The sequence below is a fragment of the Paraburkholderia azotifigens genome (assembly GCF_007995085.1).
Lineage (GTDB): Bacteria > Pseudomonadota > Gammaproteobacteria > Burkholderiales > Burkholderiaceae > Paraburkholderia > Paraburkholderia azotifigens.
The window spans coordinates 713,060-729,591 of the sequence record NZ_VOQS01000003.1 but is presented as its reverse complement, the minus strand read 5'-3'; the positions used below and the strand labels follow the sequence as shown (position 1 = coordinate 729,591).

Annotated in this window: 17 protein-coding genes and 1 pseudogene; 12 read left to right on the top strand and 6 right to left on the bottom strand. The window is 63.8% G+C overall.

What is annotated here, in order from left to right:
- The first annotated feature begins 2 nt into the window (after positions 1–2).
- Positions 3–839, top strand: coding sequence for a phytanoyl-CoA dioxygenase family protein (locus tag FRZ40_RS20500; protein WP_147235399.1), 837 nt, complete (start codon positions 3–5; stop codon positions 837–839).
- A 1-nt stretch (position 840) separates the two neighbouring features.
- Here the strand turns inward: FRZ40_RS20500 and FRZ40_RS20495 are convergent, their stop codons facing one another.
- Positions 841–1,785 (bottom strand): LysR substrate-binding domain-containing protein, encoded by a 945-nt coding sequence (locus FRZ40_RS20495; protein WP_147235398.1) that lies wholly within the window; start codon positions 1,783–1,785, stop codon positions 841–843.
- 175 nt (positions 1,786–1,960) lie between these two features.
- Here FRZ40_RS20495 and FRZ40_RS20490 point away from each other — a divergent pair, with 175 nt between their 5' ends.
- The 3 genes from FRZ40_RS20490 to FRZ40_RS20480 are packed head-to-tail and all read left to right on the top strand — an operon-like array spanning position 1,961 to position 5,303.
- Positions 1,961–3,034: an aromatic ring-hydroxylating dioxygenase subunit alpha gene (locus tag FRZ40_RS20490; RefSeq protein WP_147235397.1), complete on the top strand. Its 1,074-nt coding sequence runs from the start codon at positions 1,961–1,963 to the stop codon at positions 3,032–3,034.
- Position 3,035: 1 nt separating this feature from the next.
- Positions 3,036–4,169, top strand: coding sequence for a 2Fe-2S iron-sulfur cluster-binding protein (locus FRZ40_RS20485; RefSeq protein ID WP_240057244.1), 1,134 nt, complete (start codon positions 3,036–3,038; stop codon positions 4,167–4,169).
- Positions 4,170–4,181: 12 nt separating this feature from the next.
- Positions 4,182–5,303 carry a DUF2817 domain-containing protein gene (locus FRZ40_RS20480; protein ID WP_147235395.1) on the top strand — a complete coding sequence of 374 codons (1,122 nt, stop codon included), beginning with the start codon at positions 4,182–4,184 and terminating at the stop codon, positions 5,301–5,303.
- A 12-nt stretch (positions 5,304–5,315) separates the two neighbouring features.
- Here FRZ40_RS20480 and FRZ40_RS20475 read toward each other — a convergent pair whose 3' ends face one another.
- Both FRZ40_RS20475 and FRZ40_RS20470 read right to left on the bottom strand, forming a co-directional pair.
- Entirely contained in the window at positions 5,316–6,419 is a 1,104-nt protein-coding gene (locus FRZ40_RS20475) for a LacI family DNA-binding transcriptional regulator (protein ID WP_231516066.1), read from the bottom strand.
- A 71-nt stretch (positions 6,420–6,490) separates the two neighbouring features.
- Entirely contained in the window at positions 6,491–6,943 is a 453-nt protein-coding gene (locus FRZ40_RS20470) for a MaoC family dehydratase (RefSeq protein ID WP_028366068.1), read from the bottom strand.
- Between the two features lie 222 nt (positions 6,944–7,165).
- Between FRZ40_RS20470 and FRZ40_RS20465 the strand changes: the two genes are divergently transcribed.
- From FRZ40_RS20465 to FRZ40_RS20435, 7 genes are all read left to right on the top strand, one after another.
- Positions 7,166–8,788: an acyl CoA:acetate/3-ketoacid CoA transferase gene (locus FRZ40_RS20465; protein ID WP_147235394.1), complete on the top strand. Its 1,623-nt coding sequence runs from the start codon at positions 7,166–7,168 to the stop codon at positions 8,786–8,788.
- Positions 8,785–9,579 carry a shikimate dehydrogenase family protein gene (locus tag FRZ40_RS20460; protein ID WP_147235393.1) on the top strand — a complete coding sequence of 265 codons (795 nt, stop codon included), beginning with the start codon at positions 8,785–8,787 and terminating at the stop codon, positions 9,577–9,579. The genes FRZ40_RS20465 and FRZ40_RS20460 overlap by 4 nt, the downstream gene beginning before the upstream one ends.
- Positions 9,576–10,259 (top strand): hypothetical protein, encoded by a 684-nt coding sequence (locus FRZ40_RS20455; protein WP_240057243.1) that lies wholly within the window; start codon positions 9,576–9,578, stop codon positions 10,257–10,259. Before FRZ40_RS20460 ends, FRZ40_RS20455 begins: the two co-directional genes overlap by 4 nt.
- Entirely contained in the window at positions 10,256–11,116 is an 861-nt protein-coding gene (locus FRZ40_RS20450) for a fumarylacetoacetate hydrolase family protein (protein ID WP_147235392.1), read from the top strand. The genes FRZ40_RS20455 and FRZ40_RS20450 overlap by 4 nt, the downstream gene beginning before the upstream one ends.
- Positions 11,117–11,231: 115 nt before the next feature.
- Entirely contained in the window at positions 11,232–12,512 is a 1,281-nt protein-coding gene (locus FRZ40_RS20445; protein WP_028366063.1) for an MFS transporter, read from the top strand.
- A 211-nt stretch (positions 12,513–12,723) separates the two neighbouring features.
- On the top strand, positions 12,724–12,927 hold the full coding sequence (locus tag FRZ40_RS20440) for a hypothetical protein (RefSeq protein ID WP_147235391.1): 204 nt from the start codon (positions 12,724–12,726) through the stop codon (positions 12,925–12,927).
- A 215-nt stretch (positions 12,928–13,142) separates the two neighbouring features.
- Positions 13,143–13,775 (top strand): VOC family protein, encoded by a 633-nt coding sequence (locus FRZ40_RS20435; RefSeq protein WP_147235390.1) that lies wholly within the window; start codon positions 13,143–13,145, stop codon positions 13,773–13,775.
- Positions 13,776–13,804: 29 nt separating this feature from the next.
- On the opposite strand, the gene FRZ40_RS44095 is transcribed toward FRZ40_RS20435, so the two are convergent.
- The 3 genes from FRZ40_RS44095 to FRZ40_RS20425 all read right to left on the bottom strand — a co-directional run bounded on the left by FRZ40_RS44095 (position 13,805) and on the right by FRZ40_RS20425 (position 15,877).
- Positions 13,805–13,945, bottom strand: coding sequence for a hypothetical protein (locus FRZ40_RS44095; RefSeq protein WP_158647027.1), 141 nt, complete (start codon positions 13,943–13,945; stop codon positions 13,805–13,807).
- A gap of 145 nt (positions 13,946–14,090) precedes the next feature.
- A complete protein-coding gene (locus tag FRZ40_RS20430) occupies positions 14,091–14,339 on the bottom strand; it encodes a nucleoside-diphosphate kinase (RefSeq protein ID WP_147235389.1) in 249 nt (82 codons plus the stop codon).
- 119 nt (positions 14,340–14,458) lie between these two features.
- Complete coding sequence (locus FRZ40_RS20425; protein WP_147235388.1) at positions 14,459–15,877, bottom strand: DHA2 family efflux MFS transporter permease subunit; 1,419 nt, start codon at positions 15,875–15,877, stop codon at positions 14,459–14,461.
- 150 nt (positions 15,878–16,027) lie between these two features.
- Between FRZ40_RS20425 and FRZ40_RS20420 the strand changes: the two are divergent.
- Positions 16,028–16,488: pseudogene (locus tag FRZ40_RS20420) on the top strand (cupin domain-containing protein).
- Positions 16,489–16,532: the final 44 nt, after the last annotated feature.

The following is a 16,532-nucleotide window of genomic DNA, read 5'->3' as shown; positions in this document are numbered from 1 at the left end:
CCATGCCAGAAGACTTCGCTACGCGCATCGAACGCGCGGTAACGCCGCAGCGGATCGCCGATTTTCGGCGCGACGGCGCGGTGTGCATCCGCGGCATTTTCACGGACGATGAAATCGCGCTGCTGCGCGAAGGCATCGAGCGCAATCTCGCGCAGCCGAGTCCGCGCGCGAAAGTGGCGAGCCATCCCGACGATCCGGGCTGGTTCTTCGAAGACTTCTGCAACTGGCAGGAGAACGATGCGTATCGGCGCTTCATCGGCGAGTCGGCGGCGCCTGCTGCGGCGGCTGCGCTGATGGGCGGCGAGACGGTGCGGCTCTATCACGACCATCTGCTCGTCAAGGAACCGAATACGCGGCAGCGCACGCCGTGGCATCAGGACCAGCCGTACTACAACATCGCCGGCTCGCAGAACATCAGCATGTGGATTCCCGTCGATCCCGTCGCGCGCGAGTCGACGCTCGAATTCGTCGCGGGCTCGCATCTCGGCCCATGGCTGATGCCGCGCACGTTCATGGACAACGAAGCGAAGTGGTTCCCGGAAGGCAGTCTGGCCGACCTGCCCGATATCGAAGCGGATCGCGCCGCGTATCCGATCGTCGGCTGGGCGCTAGAACCCGGCGACATGGTGTGCTTCAACATGCTGACCTTGCATGCGTCGGGTGGCGTGAGCGGCAACACGCGGCGCCGTGCGTTCTCGATCCGCTTTATCGGCGACGACATTCGCCATGCGCCGCGGCGCTGGCGTACGTCACCCGACTTTCCGGGCCTCGATGCCGGGTTGCCCGAAGGTGCGCCGATGGTTCATCCGCTATTCCCCTTGCTCTGGCACGCCGGGTAATTCACGCGATCACGCTCAGCATCGAGTCGTTGAGCTGCTGCTGTTCCTTGCCGCGTGTCACGAGCCAGCGATGAAAGCTGCGGCAATGCGGCCTGTCGAACGCATTCGGCTTCCATGTGAGGAAGTACGGCCACGGCAACGACAGGCCCAGCGCGAACGGCATCGCGAGGCGGCCCGCGGCGAGATCGTCGCAGACCATCGAGCTTTGCGCGAGCACGAAGCCATAGCCGTCGATGGCCGCCTGAATCGCGACGCTCGACAGCGAGAACACCTGACGGTTCTCGTCGAGCGCGCTGCAATCCACGTCGTTAGCGATCAGCCACTCGCGCCATGAAGGCGGCGACGCGAATTTCGGCCGCCAGTCCACCGAAATCAGCGGATAGCGGAGCAGCGCGGCGGGCGTTGCGAGCGGCGCGTCTGCAAGCAGGTGCGGACTGCACACGGGCACCACGCAATCGCGAAACAGCTCGACGGAATTCTCGACGTTGGCGATGCGTTCGCCGTAGCTGATGCGAAAGTCGATGTCGTAGCCATCCGGCGATGGCTCCGTATGCGTGCCGTCGAGATATACGCTCAGCCCGGCATGCTGACTCTGCCATTCGAGCATGCGTGGCGCGAGCCACTTCGAAAGCAGCGAAGGCAATGCGCTGACGCTGAGGTTGCGCATGTTCTTCGCACGTTCGATTTCCGCGTGCGCGACGCGCAGGCCTTCGAACGCCGCGGCGCAGCTTTCGTGGTACTGGCGCCCGATCGCCGTCAGCCGCAGGCGCTTGCCGTCCTTTTCCGTGAGGTGCAGGCCGAGCGTGTCTTCGAGCAGCTTGATCTGCTGACTCACCGCGCCTGCGGAAATACCGAGCCGGCGTGCCGCTTCCGTGACGCCGCCGCACCGGCCGACTGCTTCGAAGACCTGCAGCGCGCGCAAGGGAGGAAAGCTGTTCGTCGTCATCGTTAGGTGGGGAAGGGTTCGACGATTTAGAAACTCTAAACGAACCACTAGAGTTTGACATCTGTTCTTTTGTGTTTTGGCTTTTTATCCTGTGCTGCAAATTGGATGCGTGTGACAGCCTCTTTGCCGCTCACGCACGAAATGAAAGACGAAGCGGAACAACGGAGGCAGTGCAATGTTTCTGAGGAATGCATGGTACGTCGCAGCATGGGACGCAGAAGTCACGCACGCGCTGACGTCCGTGACGATTCTGGGCGAACCTGTCGTGTTGTATCGCCGTGAAGACGGCACGCCTGTTGCGCTCGAAGATGCGTGTCCGCATCGCAAGCTGCCGCTGTCGATGGGACGTCTGATCGGCGATCACGTCGAATGCGGCTATCACGGTCTCACGTTCGACTGCGAAGGCGCCTGCGTGCGCGCGCCCGGCAGTCCGCGGATTCCGCCCGGCGCGAAAGTGCGCAGCTATCCGCTGTCCGAGCGCTATGGCTTGCTCTGGATCTGGATGGGCAACGCCGAAGAAGCGGACCCGTCGACGATCGTGCAGATCGACGAGTGGGGCGATCCCGCATGGGGCGTGAATCGCGGCGATGCGATGACGGTCGCCTGTCACTACCTGTACGTCACGGACAATCTGCTCGATCCGTCGCATGTCGCGTGGGTGCATCCGTCGTCGTTCGGCAATGCCGCATGCGAAGCCGAGCCGCTGAAGACGGAAGTCGCTGCGAATGGCGTCACTGTTTCGCGCTGGATGCGTGACGTGGACGTCGCGCCGTTCTATGCGCAGTTCGTTCGCTTCGAAGGGCGCTGCGACCGCAAGCAGCATTACGAAGTGCGCTTCCCGTCGCACGCGATCATCAAGGCGATTTTCACGCCTGCGGGAACGGGCGGCGATGACGCGCTGCTTCATCCCGATGTGTTCCTGATGAACTCGTATAACTTCATGACCCCCGTCGACGAATCGAATACGCGCTACTACTGGTTTCAGACGCGCAATTTCGCCCCGGATGACGAGCAGGTGTCGCGTCAGTTCGACGCGGATGTGCGTCACGCATTCGAAGAGGACCGCGTCGTGTTGACGGCCGTTCACGCAGGCATGAAGAACGCGCGCACGCCGAACATCGATCTTGCGATCGATGCGGGGCCGCTGCGTTTCCGTCGCGCGCTTGCGCAGATGATCGAGCGCGAAACGCACGCGTCTGCCGCAACTGCGCCTGTGTATGTGGTCAGCCGGCAGCGCGCGGAGCATTGACGTGAACGCGGTGGCAGAGCGGGCAGAACGAAGCGCGGCGCCGGCCTTCAGACGCTATCGCGTGAACGGGCGCAAGCAGGAAAGCGCGTCGATCGTTTCATTCGAACTCGTGCCCGCCGATGGCGACGCGCCGCAACCGTTTCTCGCAGGACAGTTCGTCACGCTGCGTCTGCCGCTGTCGCCGGGAGAGAAGCTGTTGCGCACCTATAGTTTGTCGGGCGACCCAGCCGACGCGACGCGTTGGCGCATCTCCGTCAAGCGCGAGCCCGCACGCGACGATGTACCTGCGGGACGAGGATCGTCGTATCTGCACGAGCATGTCCAGGTCGGCGACGAGCTGGAACTGGCCGGTCCGTCGGGCGCTTTCGTGTGCGGCGGCGACACGGCGCGGCCTGTCGTGCTGATGAGCGGCGGCGTCGGGCTGACGCCGCTCGTCAGCATGCTGCATAGGCTGCGCGCGATGGACGGCGCGCGCCGCGTGCACTTCATTCACGCGTGCGAAAACGGCGCTGTGCATGCGTTTCGCCGCGAAGTGGAAGCGGTAGCGGCCGCGCATCCGAACGTGCTCGCGCACTTCTGCTATCGGCAGCCCTCGGTGGAAGACCGGCTCGCCGGGCATTTCCACAGCGAAGGCCTGCTAACGCGCGAGACATTGCAGAGCCTGTTGCCGCTCGACGACTACGAGGTCTATCTATGCGGGCCGCCCGCATTCATGCAGGCGAACTGGCGCTTGCTGCGCAGTCTCGGCGTCGCGCGCGAACGCATCCACTATGAGTTCTTCGGTCCCGCGACGGTGCTCGAACAGGACATCGACGTGCCCGCGCCCGTGCGTCGCATCGATGCGGCTGCAACGGACACAACGACAGTCCGCTTCAGTCCGCAAGGCGAGCCTGTCGCATGGGATTCTGCCTGCGCATCGCTGCTGGAATTCGCCGAGCAACATGGCTACGAGCCGGCTTTCAGTTGCCGCATTGGTATCTGCAATACGTGTGTGACGCGCCTTGTCGACGGTGAAGTGGCATACACGGAAACGCCGCTCGAACCGCCCGCGGAAGGAACGGTCTTGCTATGCTGCGCGAAGCCGTCAGGGAGCGTAACGTTGGCGCTATCCGATGACGCAGACATGTTTGATTGATCCGAGGACTTCATGAAGATCGGCTTTCCCGTCGAACCCGGTTTCGACACGCTACGCAATCAATTCCTGCACGCGGCACAAGCGACGGGCGCAAGCCTCACGACTTACGCGCATCCGCTGAAAGGGCCGAAAGGCGAGGCGCTCGCGACAGACGTCGCGTGGCTCGGCAACCCCGACGCGCGCCGCGTGCTGATGACGCTGTCGGGCACACATGGCGTCGAAGGCTATTACGGTTCGACGTGCCAGACGCGCTGGCTGCATGAACTGGCGGCGCAAAAGCTTCCCGACGACGTCGCCGTGCTGATGATCCATCTGATCAATCCGTGGGGCACGGCGTGGGTCCGGCGCGTGAACGAAGACAACGTCGATCTGAATCGCAACTACGTCGACTTCGACGCGCCGCTCCCCAACAATGCGCGCTACGAAGAACTGCACGAAATCTACACGTGCCGCGATATCGACGGGCCGCAACGGCAGCACGCCGATGCGCTGCTGGCGCAGCAGATCGAGGCGCTGGGCTGGTCGGGCGTGCAGTCGATAGTCGGCGCGGGACAGTACGTTCACGCCGATGGCCTTTTCTTTGGCGGCCGGGAGGCCACCTGGTCTAACCGCACGCTGCGCGAGATCGCCACGCGCTTTCTCAAGCCGGCGCAAGTGGCCATTGCGTTCGACCTGCACACGGGCGCGGGCGCATTCGGCCATCCGATGCTGATGTCGATTACGCAATCGGCGTATCCCGGTCTCGCCGATGCGCAGCGCCTTTATGGACCCTGGCTCTACACGCTGCTCACGGGTGCCGATGCCGCCGTGAGCGAAACGGGTGTGGTCGCGCAGGCGACGGGCTACACGTCGCAAGCGATGCTGAATGCACTGCCCGACACGCATCTGCTGCAGCTCGTGATCGAATGCGGCACGTATCCTGAAGCGCCGATGCACACGGCGTTGCGCGACGATCACTGGCTGCATCTGTACGGCGATCCGCACGATGCGCGGGGCCGTGCGATCAGCCGTGCGCTGTTCGAGTCGTTCATGCCCGCCGACGAAGACTGGCGCGAACTGGTGTGGACCCGTACGCGGCAAATCTGGACGCGCGCGCTCGCCGCGCTGCCCGGCATCGTGCCGGCGCAGTCATAAGCGCCTGTCAGTTCAGCCGGAGTGCGGCCGCGCGCAAGACTCGCGCACGATCAGCGTGGCCTCGCATTCGATACTCTGCGGGTCCGTTTCGCCGTTGAGCTGCGCGATCAGCAGCTCCGCCGTGCGTCTGCCGATCTCCGCGCTCGGCACGCGCACGGTCGTGATCGGGATCGGTAATTCGGCCATCACTTCGAAATCGTCGAAACCGATCAGGCTGAGACGGCCGGGCACATCGTAGCCGGCCGCCATCGCTTCGAGCATTGCGCCCGTCGCGAACGACCCGTTGCCGCATACGATGGCCGTCGGCGGCTCGATCGGCGCGGCCATGATCTGGCCGAAGAGCTTGCGCCCTTCATGCACGCCCCAATAGCCTTCCGCCATATGCGCCGGATGGATCGCAATGCCATGCTCGGCGAGCGCAACCCGTACGCCTTCGCGACGCGCGGCGGCACGGTCGTTGGTATCGGCGTTCTGGGCGATCATCGCGATACGCCGGTGCCCGAGGTCGAGCAGATACTTCGTCGCATCGTAGAACGCGCGATAGTTATCGACCCCCACGCAGATCGATTGCTGCTTCGATGCGAACGTGAAGGTGCTGACGCACGGCACGTCGCGTTGCTCGAGCAATGCGTAGAGATCGGGATGATGCCCTTCGCCGACCACGGCAATCGCATCGACGCCACGTTCGAGCATCTTGCGAACCTGCCGGTATTCGCGCTGCAGATCGTACTCAGAGCAGCCGAGCAGCAGCGTATAGCCCTTTTCTTCGAGTTCGTCCTGCAAGACCTGAATGGCCGTGGCGAAGTGCTCGTTGGCGAGCGTGGGAACGACTGCGCCGATGGTGCCCGTTCGCTGCGTGGCGAGCGCGCGCGCAGCGGCATGCGGCACCCAGCCTAGATGATCGATGGCGACCTGGATCCGCTCGCGCACGCTCGGCGAAACGATTTCCGGCGAATTGATGAAACGCGAAACGGTTGCCTTCGACACGCACGCGAGTTCCGCCACGTCGCGGAGCGTCGCGGCGCCGGACCGGCCCGGAACGGATGGCGCGGCCGGCTGTTCATTTCGGGTGGGGCGCGCGGCCTTTGCCATATCGATTGCCGTAGTGTTTTCCACTTTGATTATACCGGCCGGTTCATTGGGGCAAACGCGTGGACAAACGCATGTGAAGACCGTGCGCGGCGCCGTTACTTCGACGAAAGTTTCTTCGCCCACTTCATGATGTGGCGGCCCGCGGCCACGACTTCGCCGCGCTGGTTCACGACCTCCATGTCCGCTGTACTGCGGCGCTTTTCCTCGTCGATTTCAGCGACCTTGTAGATCACGGTGACAGTGTCGCCGAGCAGCACAGGCCGAATGAAGCGGATGCGATCGTATCCGGCCGACACGGGGAACTCGTCGATATCCGTACGATGGATCACGTGCGCGATGCTGATCGTCGACGCCGTCGACATGTAGCCGACCAGCAGCGCGCCATGCGCGATGCGCGTGCCGATCGACGACTTCTCCTGCATGTACTGCTCGTTGATGTGGGTATCGCTGAAGTCGCCCGTCAGTCCGGCGAACAGCGTCACGTCGGCTTCGCCGACCGTCTTGGCGAACCTGAATTCCTGCCCGATCTCCACGCCTTTGATGGCCATGCTCAATGCTCCTGATTCGTAATGAAACCGGTTGCAAATGCGTCCGGTGTCAATCAATGTACTCGATAACAACTCGTTTTGCAGCAATGTTAGTGGTTTTCCCTGGAGACTAAAGAAACCGCTTTGCGTCATCAGTGTAACCGGTTACATTGAATTGACCGGACGCCGGCTCGCAGCGCTTTCGGGCTGGCCGGTTCATCTCAACGTAGCGGGACACGTGACATGCACATCATTTCAACGACTGAAGCGGCTTCGCTGGTACGCGACGAAGACGCTGTTCTGATCAGCGGCTCAGGCGGCGGGCACTCGGTGCCCGAAGCCTTGCTTGCCGCGCTGGAGGCGCGCTTCATGAGCGCGGGCGAACCGCGCAATCTCACGTCGATCAGCGTGGTCGGCGTCGGCGACCGCGCGGCGCTCGGTGCGAGCCACCTCGCGCACGAAGGGCTGTTGCGGCGCGCGATCACCAGCGCATTGGTCGATTCGCCCGGACTCGTGACGCTGGCCGCCGAAGACAAGATCGAGGCCTACACGTTTCCACAAGGCGTGCTGTCGCAACTGATGCGCGACATGGCGGGCGGCCGTCCCGGCCTGATCACGAAAACGGGCTTGCATACGTTCGTCGATCCGCGTCAGCAGGGGGCGCGTCAAAGTGCGCGCACGCCTGCCGATTTCGTCGAGCTGATCGAACTCGATGGCGAAGAGTGGCTGCGCTTCAAGCCCGTTCCGATCGATGTCGCGTTCCTGCGCGGCACCACGGCCGACGAAGACGGCAACATCACGATGGAGCAGGAAGCCGTGCTAGGCGAGATGCTCGCGATGGCGCAGGCGACGCGCCGCGCGGGCGGCATCGTCGTCGTGCAGGTGAAACGGATGGCCACGCGCAATACGCTGCCGCCGAAGCAGGTGAAGATTCCCGGCATCCTCGTCGACTTCGTCGTGGTGGTGCCCGAGCAGCGGCAAACCTACGCGACCGACTACGATCCGAGCTACGCGGGCGAGTTGCGCGTGCCGCTGTCGGAAATCAGGCCGCTGCCGTTCGGGCCGCGCAAGGTGATCGTGCGGCGCGCGGCGCTCGAACTCTATCCGGGCGCCGTATGCAATCTCGGCGCGGGCGTGTCGACGGGCCTGTCGACCGTCGCTGCCGAAGAAGGGCTGCTCGACAAGGTCGTGCTGACCAACGAACAGGGCTTGATCGGCGGCGCGCCGATTACGGGCCGCGACTCGGGCGGCGCGCAAAACTTCGCCGCGATGATCGAGCAACCTTCGCAGTTCGACTTCTACGATGGCGGCGGACTCGATCTCGCGTTCCTGTCGTTCGCCGAAGTCGACGCGCAAGGCAACGTGAACATCAGCCGTTTCGGCGACAAGATCATCGGCGTCGGCGGCTTCATCAACATCAGCCAGAACGCGAAGTGCGTGATCTTCAGCGGCACGTTGACGGCGGGCGGTCTGGATATCGGCTGGGAAGCGGGCCAGACGGTCATTCGCGAAGAAGGCCGGCACAAGAAGTTCGTGAGCAGGCTCGAACAGGTCTGCTACAACGCGGCGTTTGCGCGCGAGCGCGGACAGACTGCGCTGTATGTCACCGAGCGTGCGGTGTTCCGCATCGGCACGCAAGGGCTCGAACTGATCGAGGTCGCGCCAGGCATCGATCTCGAAAGGGACATCTTTGCGCAGATGGAATTCCGCCCGCAGGTGTCGCCCGATCTGAAGGCGATGGACGCGCGTCTCTTCGCTCCCGCGCGGCTCGGCATACACGACGAAGTGGTCGCGCGCGAACGGCGCTTCCGTTCCGCCCGTATCGCGCAATGGCTCGCGCAGACGAATACGGAGAAGCAGCGATGAACATCGACGGCGCAACGCGGCTCTACGCGATCATCGGCGACCCGGTCGTGCAGGTGCGCTCGCCTGCCGTGTACACCGCGCTTTTCGCGGAGCGCGGCGTGAATGCGTTGATGTTCGCGGCCCAGGCGAGCCGCGAATCGTTCGATACGGCGATGCGCGGTCTGATGGCGCTCGGCAATCTCGATGGTTTGCTGATCACGTCGCCGCACAAGTCCGCGGCCATGGCGTTCGCCGATGCGGTGTCGACGCGCGCGAAGATCGTCGGCGCGGTCAATGCGTTGCGCCGCGAAGCGGATGGCGGCTGGACGGGCGATATGTTCGACGGCGTCGGCTTCGTGAGCGCGGCGCAAGAGATTGCGGCTATCGAAGGAAAGCGCGCGCTGCTGTTCGGTTGCGGCGGTGCGGGCGCCGCGATCGCTGCAGAACTTGCGGCGCATGGCGCGCGTTCGATTTCACTGGTCGATCCCGATGCGAACCGTGCGCAGACATTGCGCGATGCATTGGCCGCGCATTTCGCCGGCTGCGACGTGAAGGCCGGCGATGACGGCGCGACGCATGAGATCGTGATCAACGCATCGATCGTCGGCATGAAAGACGGCGACGGCTTGCCTGGCGATATCGGCGCAATCGGTCCCGGCACGCTCGTCGGCGATGTCGTGCTCAGACCGCCTGCATCGCCGACTGCGCTCGTGAAGCGCGCGCGCGAAGCTGGCGCGCATGTCGTCACCGGACAGAAGATGCACGGCGGCCAGGTCGACGCGATCTCCGCCTTCTTCAAAGGAGCGCGATGATGTCCCTGCTTGGCAAGGCTGCCGTGCTGATCTGGAACGACGTGCTCGACACGGAGCGCGATGCGTTCTATCGCTGGCACGACAAGGAGCACATTCCCGAGCGTCTCGCGCTGCCCGGGTTTCTGCGCGGCCGCCGCTATCGCGGAAGCGGCGTGACGGAGTGGCTGACGCTATACGAAGCCGACGACGTTGCGGTGCTGACGAGTCCCGCCTATCTCGAACGCCTGAACAATCCGACGCCGCTCACACAAAGCACCGTGCGCGCGTTTCGCAACACGGCCCGTTCGATCTGCATCGTCGAGAAGACGACGGGCGCGAGCACGGGCGGTCATGCGCTGACGTTGCCGCTGCCCGCCGGGTTCGACGCGAAGCATCTGTTCGAAGGCGACGCGCCTGCAATCACAGCGGATACGGGCGTGCTCGCCGCGCATCTGTTCGTCGCGGATGACGCGGCGAGCCATCTCGACACGCGGGAGGCACGCGAGCGCGCTTACGTCGTGCCGTCGCGCGTGCTGCTCGTCGAAACATCGACGCTCGAAGCGGCGCAAAAGCAGCTGGCGCGCCTGCTGGCAAACATCGACGCGTCGCAACGCGACACAGCTGAGGCAGGCGCGGGCGTCTTCACGCTCGAGATCAGCCGTCTCGCCACTTCCAACCATCGACCTCAGGAAACACGATGAAGCTACTCAGATTCGGACCGGAAGGCCATGAAAAACCCGGCCTGCTCGACGCACACGCCGCGATACGCGACGCGTCGTCGCTATGCGCGGACTACACGCCCGCGTTCTTCGCGGATGGCGGGCTCGACAGGTTGCGCAGCGCGGACGTCACGCGTTTGCCCGTCGTCGAAGGCACGCCGCGTCTCGGTTCGTGTATCGCGCAGCCGGGCAATTTCATCGCGATCGGCCTCAACTACGTGCAGCATGCAATCGAAACCCATGCGCCGATTCCCGCCGAGCCCATCATCTTCAACAAGGCGCCGTCGTGCCTGTCGGGACCGAACGACCCTGTGATCCTGCCGCGCGCATCGACGAAGTGCGACTGGGAAGTGGAAATCGCACTGGTGATCGGGCGGCGCGCACTGTACGTATCGGAAGCGGATGCGCTCGACTACGTAGCGGGCTATTGCGTCTGCAACGACGTATCCGAGCGCGAGATGCAGCTCGAACACGGCGGCCAGTGGGTGAAGGGCAAGATGTTCCCGACTTTCGGCCCGCTCGGCCCGTGGCTCGTCACGCCCGACGAGACCGGCGACGTGCAGAACCTCGGCCTCTGGCTCGAACTCAATGGCAAGCGCATCCAGGACTCGTCGACGTCGGACATGATCTTCCGTATCGCTACGATCGTGTCGTACGTCAGCCGTCACGTCATGCTGCAACCCGGCGACGTGATCACGACGGGCACGCCGCCCGGCGTCGGCCTCGGCATGAAGCCCGAGCGCTACCTGAAACCGGGCGACGTGATGGAACTGGGCGTGCAAGGACTCGGCACGCAAAAGCAGACGGTGCTTGCATTCGAAGATTCAGCGCTCGCCTGAAGCGCACGGGCTCGCCGGGTACGCGTAACCGAGCGCGACCCGGCGCGGCATCTGATCGAAGAGACGGAAGAGACATAGGAGACCCGGTATGGACAACCGGTCAGGAGGAGGTGTGATGAAAGCCGCCGATGCAACCGCGAACGTGTCGAGAAGCATGCCCTGGTACAGGGAGATCTCATGGCCGCAGTGGCGCGTGCTGATCGCCGCATGGGGCGTGTGGGTGATGGACGCGGTCGATTTTCTGGCGATCACGTTCGTGCTGAACGACATCGCGAAGCATTTCAGCGTGCCGCTCAGCACGGCGTCGCTGCTGCTGTTCGCGACGTATGGCGTGCGCTGGATCGGCGGTCTGATGTTCGGCAGTCTGAGCGATCGCATCGGCCGCAAGATTCCGCTCGTGATCACGCTTGCGTGGTTCACGGCGGGTGCGGTGTTGACGGGACTGTCGTGGAGCTTCGCATCGCTGGCCGTGTTCCGTCTGTTGCTCGGCTTCGGCATGGCGCCCGGCTTCTCGCTTGGCGCGACGATGGTCGCCGAGTCGTGGCCCGAGCGGCATCGCGCGATCGGCATTGGCATTCTCGATACCGGCTGGGGCCTGGGCGCGATTGGCGCGGCAATCGCCTACGACCTCGTCTATCCGCATTTCGGCTGGCGCGGGATGTTCTTCGTCGGCGTGATTCCCGCGCTGGTGCTGGCCGTCTTTATCCTGGCGTGCGTGCCGGAATCGCAGGCGTTCAGGGACGGCACCCGCAGTATTCGCACGCCGCTGCGCGACAATCCTGCCGTCGTGCTGTTCCGCCGCTATCCCGGACGCGTTGGTTATCTCGCGCTGCTGATGCTCGTGCTGTGCTTCGGTTCATGGCCGTTCCAGGGACTGTTTCCCACGTATCTGAAGTCGCTGTCGTTCGAGCCGCTGACCATCACGTGGCTCACGATGACATCGGCCGTCGGACAGGTGTTCGGCTTCTTCGCGTCGGGTTTTATCGCGGAACGGCTGGGGCGGCGCGCAGGCATCAGCCTCATGCTCTGCATCGGCGCGGCATGCGTCGTCGCGCTCGTGTATAGCGTCAACCAGTTCCTGCTGGCCGAGTGCTTTGCGTTTCTGAGCGGCTTTTTCCTCGTCGGATCGTCGGGCATCTGGGGCACGATTCTCACCGAGAACCTGCCTCGCGACGTGCGCGCGTCGGGCGTCGGCTTTCTCTACAACATCGGCGTCGTAGGCGGCGGCATTGCACCGTACATCGTGTTGTCGACGGTCAAGGCCGCGGATATGACGATCGCCCTTGGCATCGCAGCGTTCACGATCGCTGCGGCATTGGCGGCGATCGTGATTCTCAGATCGGTCCGCGAAACGAAGGGCATGCAGCTCAGCGAAATCGACGCAGGCGGTCACTAGCGCGGTCTGACGAAAGCGTAGGTGTTGGGTGTGGGCATGAAGGGGGTGGCGCGGTGTCGGGGCTCAACCAACATCGCGCCGTCTGCGTATGGCGGCCGAAATGCCACGCGAAGCCCGCGTGCGCAAGGAAGAGGAGCCGATGCACTCCAGATTGGCGCGGTTATTGCGGAGGTAGTCGGCAATAGCCGCAGCGCCAATACCGGAGAACGCCATGTTCACCCTGCCGACCGTATTCAGATTCATCACGCCTCGTCATTCGCTGGTCGCCGTCGCGGTGCTGTCGATCGTCGTGCTGTGCGCGACGGGAGTTGCCGCATTCGCAGGCCTTCTGCCCGCATCGGATCATGTCGCCACGGCGATCACAGCCACGCCGTTCGTCGACATTCAGGTAGGTGCAGCAACGTCGGCCGAGTAAAGCCGGGAACTTCTCTTTCTAAACGCGCCTTGGCGCATTGGCTGCCACGCGCGACTGCCAGTCGCGCTTCGATTGCATCCGACTCCTTCGTCTTCGTCCCCTTGCATGCGCGGCAAGTCTCCTTGATGGAAACTGGCAGTCTCTGTGGTGTGTTTCTGCCGGTTGTCTGTTTGCATTTGCCATCTTCGGATTCCACAAATCGCAAGGAGCTTCACATGAGCAATGAAACAGTCGATATGAAGCTGGAGGTTGTCGTCATTCCCGTGTCGGACGTCGATCGCGCGATGCAGTTCTACGCGGGACTCGGCTGGCGCCTCGACGTCGATATCGTGCGAGGCGATGACTTCCGCGTCGTGCACTTCACGCCCACGGGATCGCACTGTTCGATCCTGTTCGGCAAGGGCGTGACGACGGAAGAGCCGGGCTCGGTGCAGGGACTTCATCTCATCGTGTCCGACGTCGAGGCGGCGCGTGCGCAACTCATCGGTCGCGGCGTGGAGGTGAGCGAAATCTTTCACGACGTGGGCGGCGTATTCCACCATGCCGGAGAAGTGGGCCGTGTGAGCGGCGCGCATCCCGAGCGCAAGAGCTATGGATCTTTCGCTTCGTTCAGCGATCCCGACGGCAACGGCTGGGTGTTCCAGGAAGTGACGGCGCGGCTGCCGGGCAGAGTGGATGCCGATGCCACGACCTTCGTGTCGCCCGTCGAACTCGCGAGTGCGCTACGCCGCGCCGCCGCCGCGCATGGCGAACACGAGAAGCGCACCGGCCAGCACGACGACAACTGGCCCGACTGGTACGCCGAGTACATCATCCGGGAACAGACGGGCGGGCAATTGCCCACTTGAGTATGCGCGGTGGCTGGCTGCGGCGTGCTTCAACGGACATACAGCCAGCCGAGCAGCGCGCAGATGGCGAGCAGCAGAACCTTCGCGAATACCGTCGGCGCCAGCGCCGCCAGCACGAGAAAGCAGAAGAGCCAGACGAACTCGGGCGTCGACAGCAGCCGTTTCTTCACGTCATCCCCTGGTTTGCCAACAGTGCATGCATCGTTGGATTCGATGCATCGCGGATCAGACGCTAGCCTACACGAACGGCAACAGCGTGCCTTTTCGGGCGAGCACGGGCGTTTTCTCCGCGCACGGCGACAGAAGCCAAAGAGATCAGCCTGCTGCGCCGATGCCGGATTCGTCTTCGTCGTCTTCGGCATCGGGGTCGCCGCCCAGCGAACGGATGCAGTCGTCGATGAAGTCCATCGTGACCGCTTCGTATTCGATCGTGCCGGGCGTGCAATCTTCCGGATTCAGCTTTCCGCGCGCCTTGCGAATGGCGCGCACGCAGCCTTCGACCGCCTGTGCGACATTCCACATCGGGTCTTCGGGAAAGCGCTTGTCAAGTTCATTTTCATTCATGCACCGGATATCGGCGTAAGCGATCGAAGCTTGAGCATTGCGCGCTGCTTTATGCGCAATGTGTGCAGAAACCGAATCGCGCCTCTAATTCGGCCTGAATGAGCGACTCACGCGCGCGTTCAGTTCGTCACGGCGCGCAGCCGGTTTCCGGCATCGCGGGCGAGTTTCACGTAGCCGTACACCGACGCGATCGTCACCAGGCCCGAGCACAGGAACGCGAAGCGGAAGTCGCCGAGCGTGAACGCCTGGGTGTGATCGGCGCCGCTGCCATTGACAGCCGATGCGGCGCGCAACGCCACTGCGCCGAACGCGATGCCCAGGCCGATGCTCATCTGCGCCGCCGCATTCCACAGCGTGTTGGCTGCGCTCGTCTGCTCGGGCGGAACATCGGCGTAGGCGAGCGTCGCCAGCGTGGAGAACTGCAGCGAACGCCCGAGCCCGTAGATGAACACGACCAGAAGTGTCCACGCGAGCGGCGAATCGGGCGTGAGCATACCGCACACGATGGTGAAAAGGCCGCACGTCGCACTGGCCGCGATGGCGACGCGGCGGAAGCCGTAGCGCTTCAGGATGCGCGTCGTGAGCGCCTTCATGCCGAGATTGCCGGTTGCACTGACGAGCAGCAGCAAGCCCGACTTGAACGCCGACAGCCCGAAGCCGATCTGGAACAGCAGCGGCATCAGATATGGCACCGCGCCGATGCCGATGCGCGTGATGGTTCCCGTGACGACGGTGACGGAGAACGTCGGGATTTTCAGCGTGCTCACGTCGATCAGCGGATGCCGCTGGCGGCGCGCCTGATAAAACGCCACGCAGCCGATGGCGAGACCGATGGCGACGATACCCAGTCCGACGAACGGATTCGTATCCGGCTGGCTGGCCATATCGGCGCCGTACAGGATTGCCGTCAACGTCATTGCGCTGAGCACGAGGCCGGGCGCATCGAAGGGGCGGCGCTCCGCGCTGCGCAGATTCGGCACCCACTTGAGCACGGCGAGCAGCACGACGAGACACACGGGCAGGTTGAGCAGAAAGATCCAGCGCCACGATGCATAGGTGGTGATGAAGCCGCCTACGGGCGGCCCAATCACGGGCGCGACGATGCCGGGCCAGGTGATCGTCGAAATGGCCTGCATCAACTGCTTCTTGTCGATGCTGCGCACGACGGTGAGCCGTCCCACGGGCACCATCAGCGCGCCGCCAATGCCTTGCAGTACGCGCGCAGCGGTAAATTCGACCACGTTCTGCGACATGCCGCACAACAGCGAAGCGAGCGTGAACGTGACGATCGCCGAGAAGAACACGCTGCGGGAGCCGAAGCGGTCGGCGACCCAGCCGCTCGCGGGGATGAAGATCGCGAGCGCGATCATATACGCGCTCATGCCGAGGCTGAGCGCATTGGGGCTCGTGCCGAACGAGTGCGCCATCTGCGGCAAGGCCGTCGCGATGATCGTCGTGTCGAGGTACTCCATGAAGAAGGTCGCGGCGACGACATACGGCAGCGGCCCGAGCGAGCCGGAAGATGATGAATCTTTCATGAGGTCGGAGGTGAGCGGATGCTGGAGCGGTATGCATCGTACGACGAGTTGCGACCGCTTGGCAGAAAAGGGCATGCGCGGCGCATGGCCAAGGTGCGAACTAGAATGACCTGTTTGATGACCTGGTTGCCAGCCTCCACGGAGCCGCAGATGCCCAGAATCGATATCGCCGCGTCCCCGAACTTCAAGGCGTGGGTTACCCGCCGCCGTACGACGCACCGTGCGCCGGGCGCATACGGCAGCGGCTGGGCAATGCCGGCGGGCTCGCCGATTTCGGCGTGAACCTCATGCGCCTGCCGCCAGGCAACTGGTCGAGCCAGCGTCATTGGCATTCAGCCGAAGACGAATTCGTCTACGTGCTGGAAGGCGAACTGACGCTGATCGAAGACGATGGCGAGACAGTGCTGCGCGCGGGCGATTGCGCGGCCTTTCCGAAGAACTCCAGCGATGGCCACCACATGATCAACCGGTCGAACGCGATGGCCGTCTATCTCGAAGCCGGCTCGCGTTCGGGCGCGGAGGTGATCACTTGCGCGGACATCGACATGATGAGCCCGAGCAGCGACGGCCGGTTCCTGCATAAGGACGGCAAGCCGTATTCGGGCGCATGACACATCATGTCGATCGACGGCGGCGCGCGACGGGCGCCACCGCT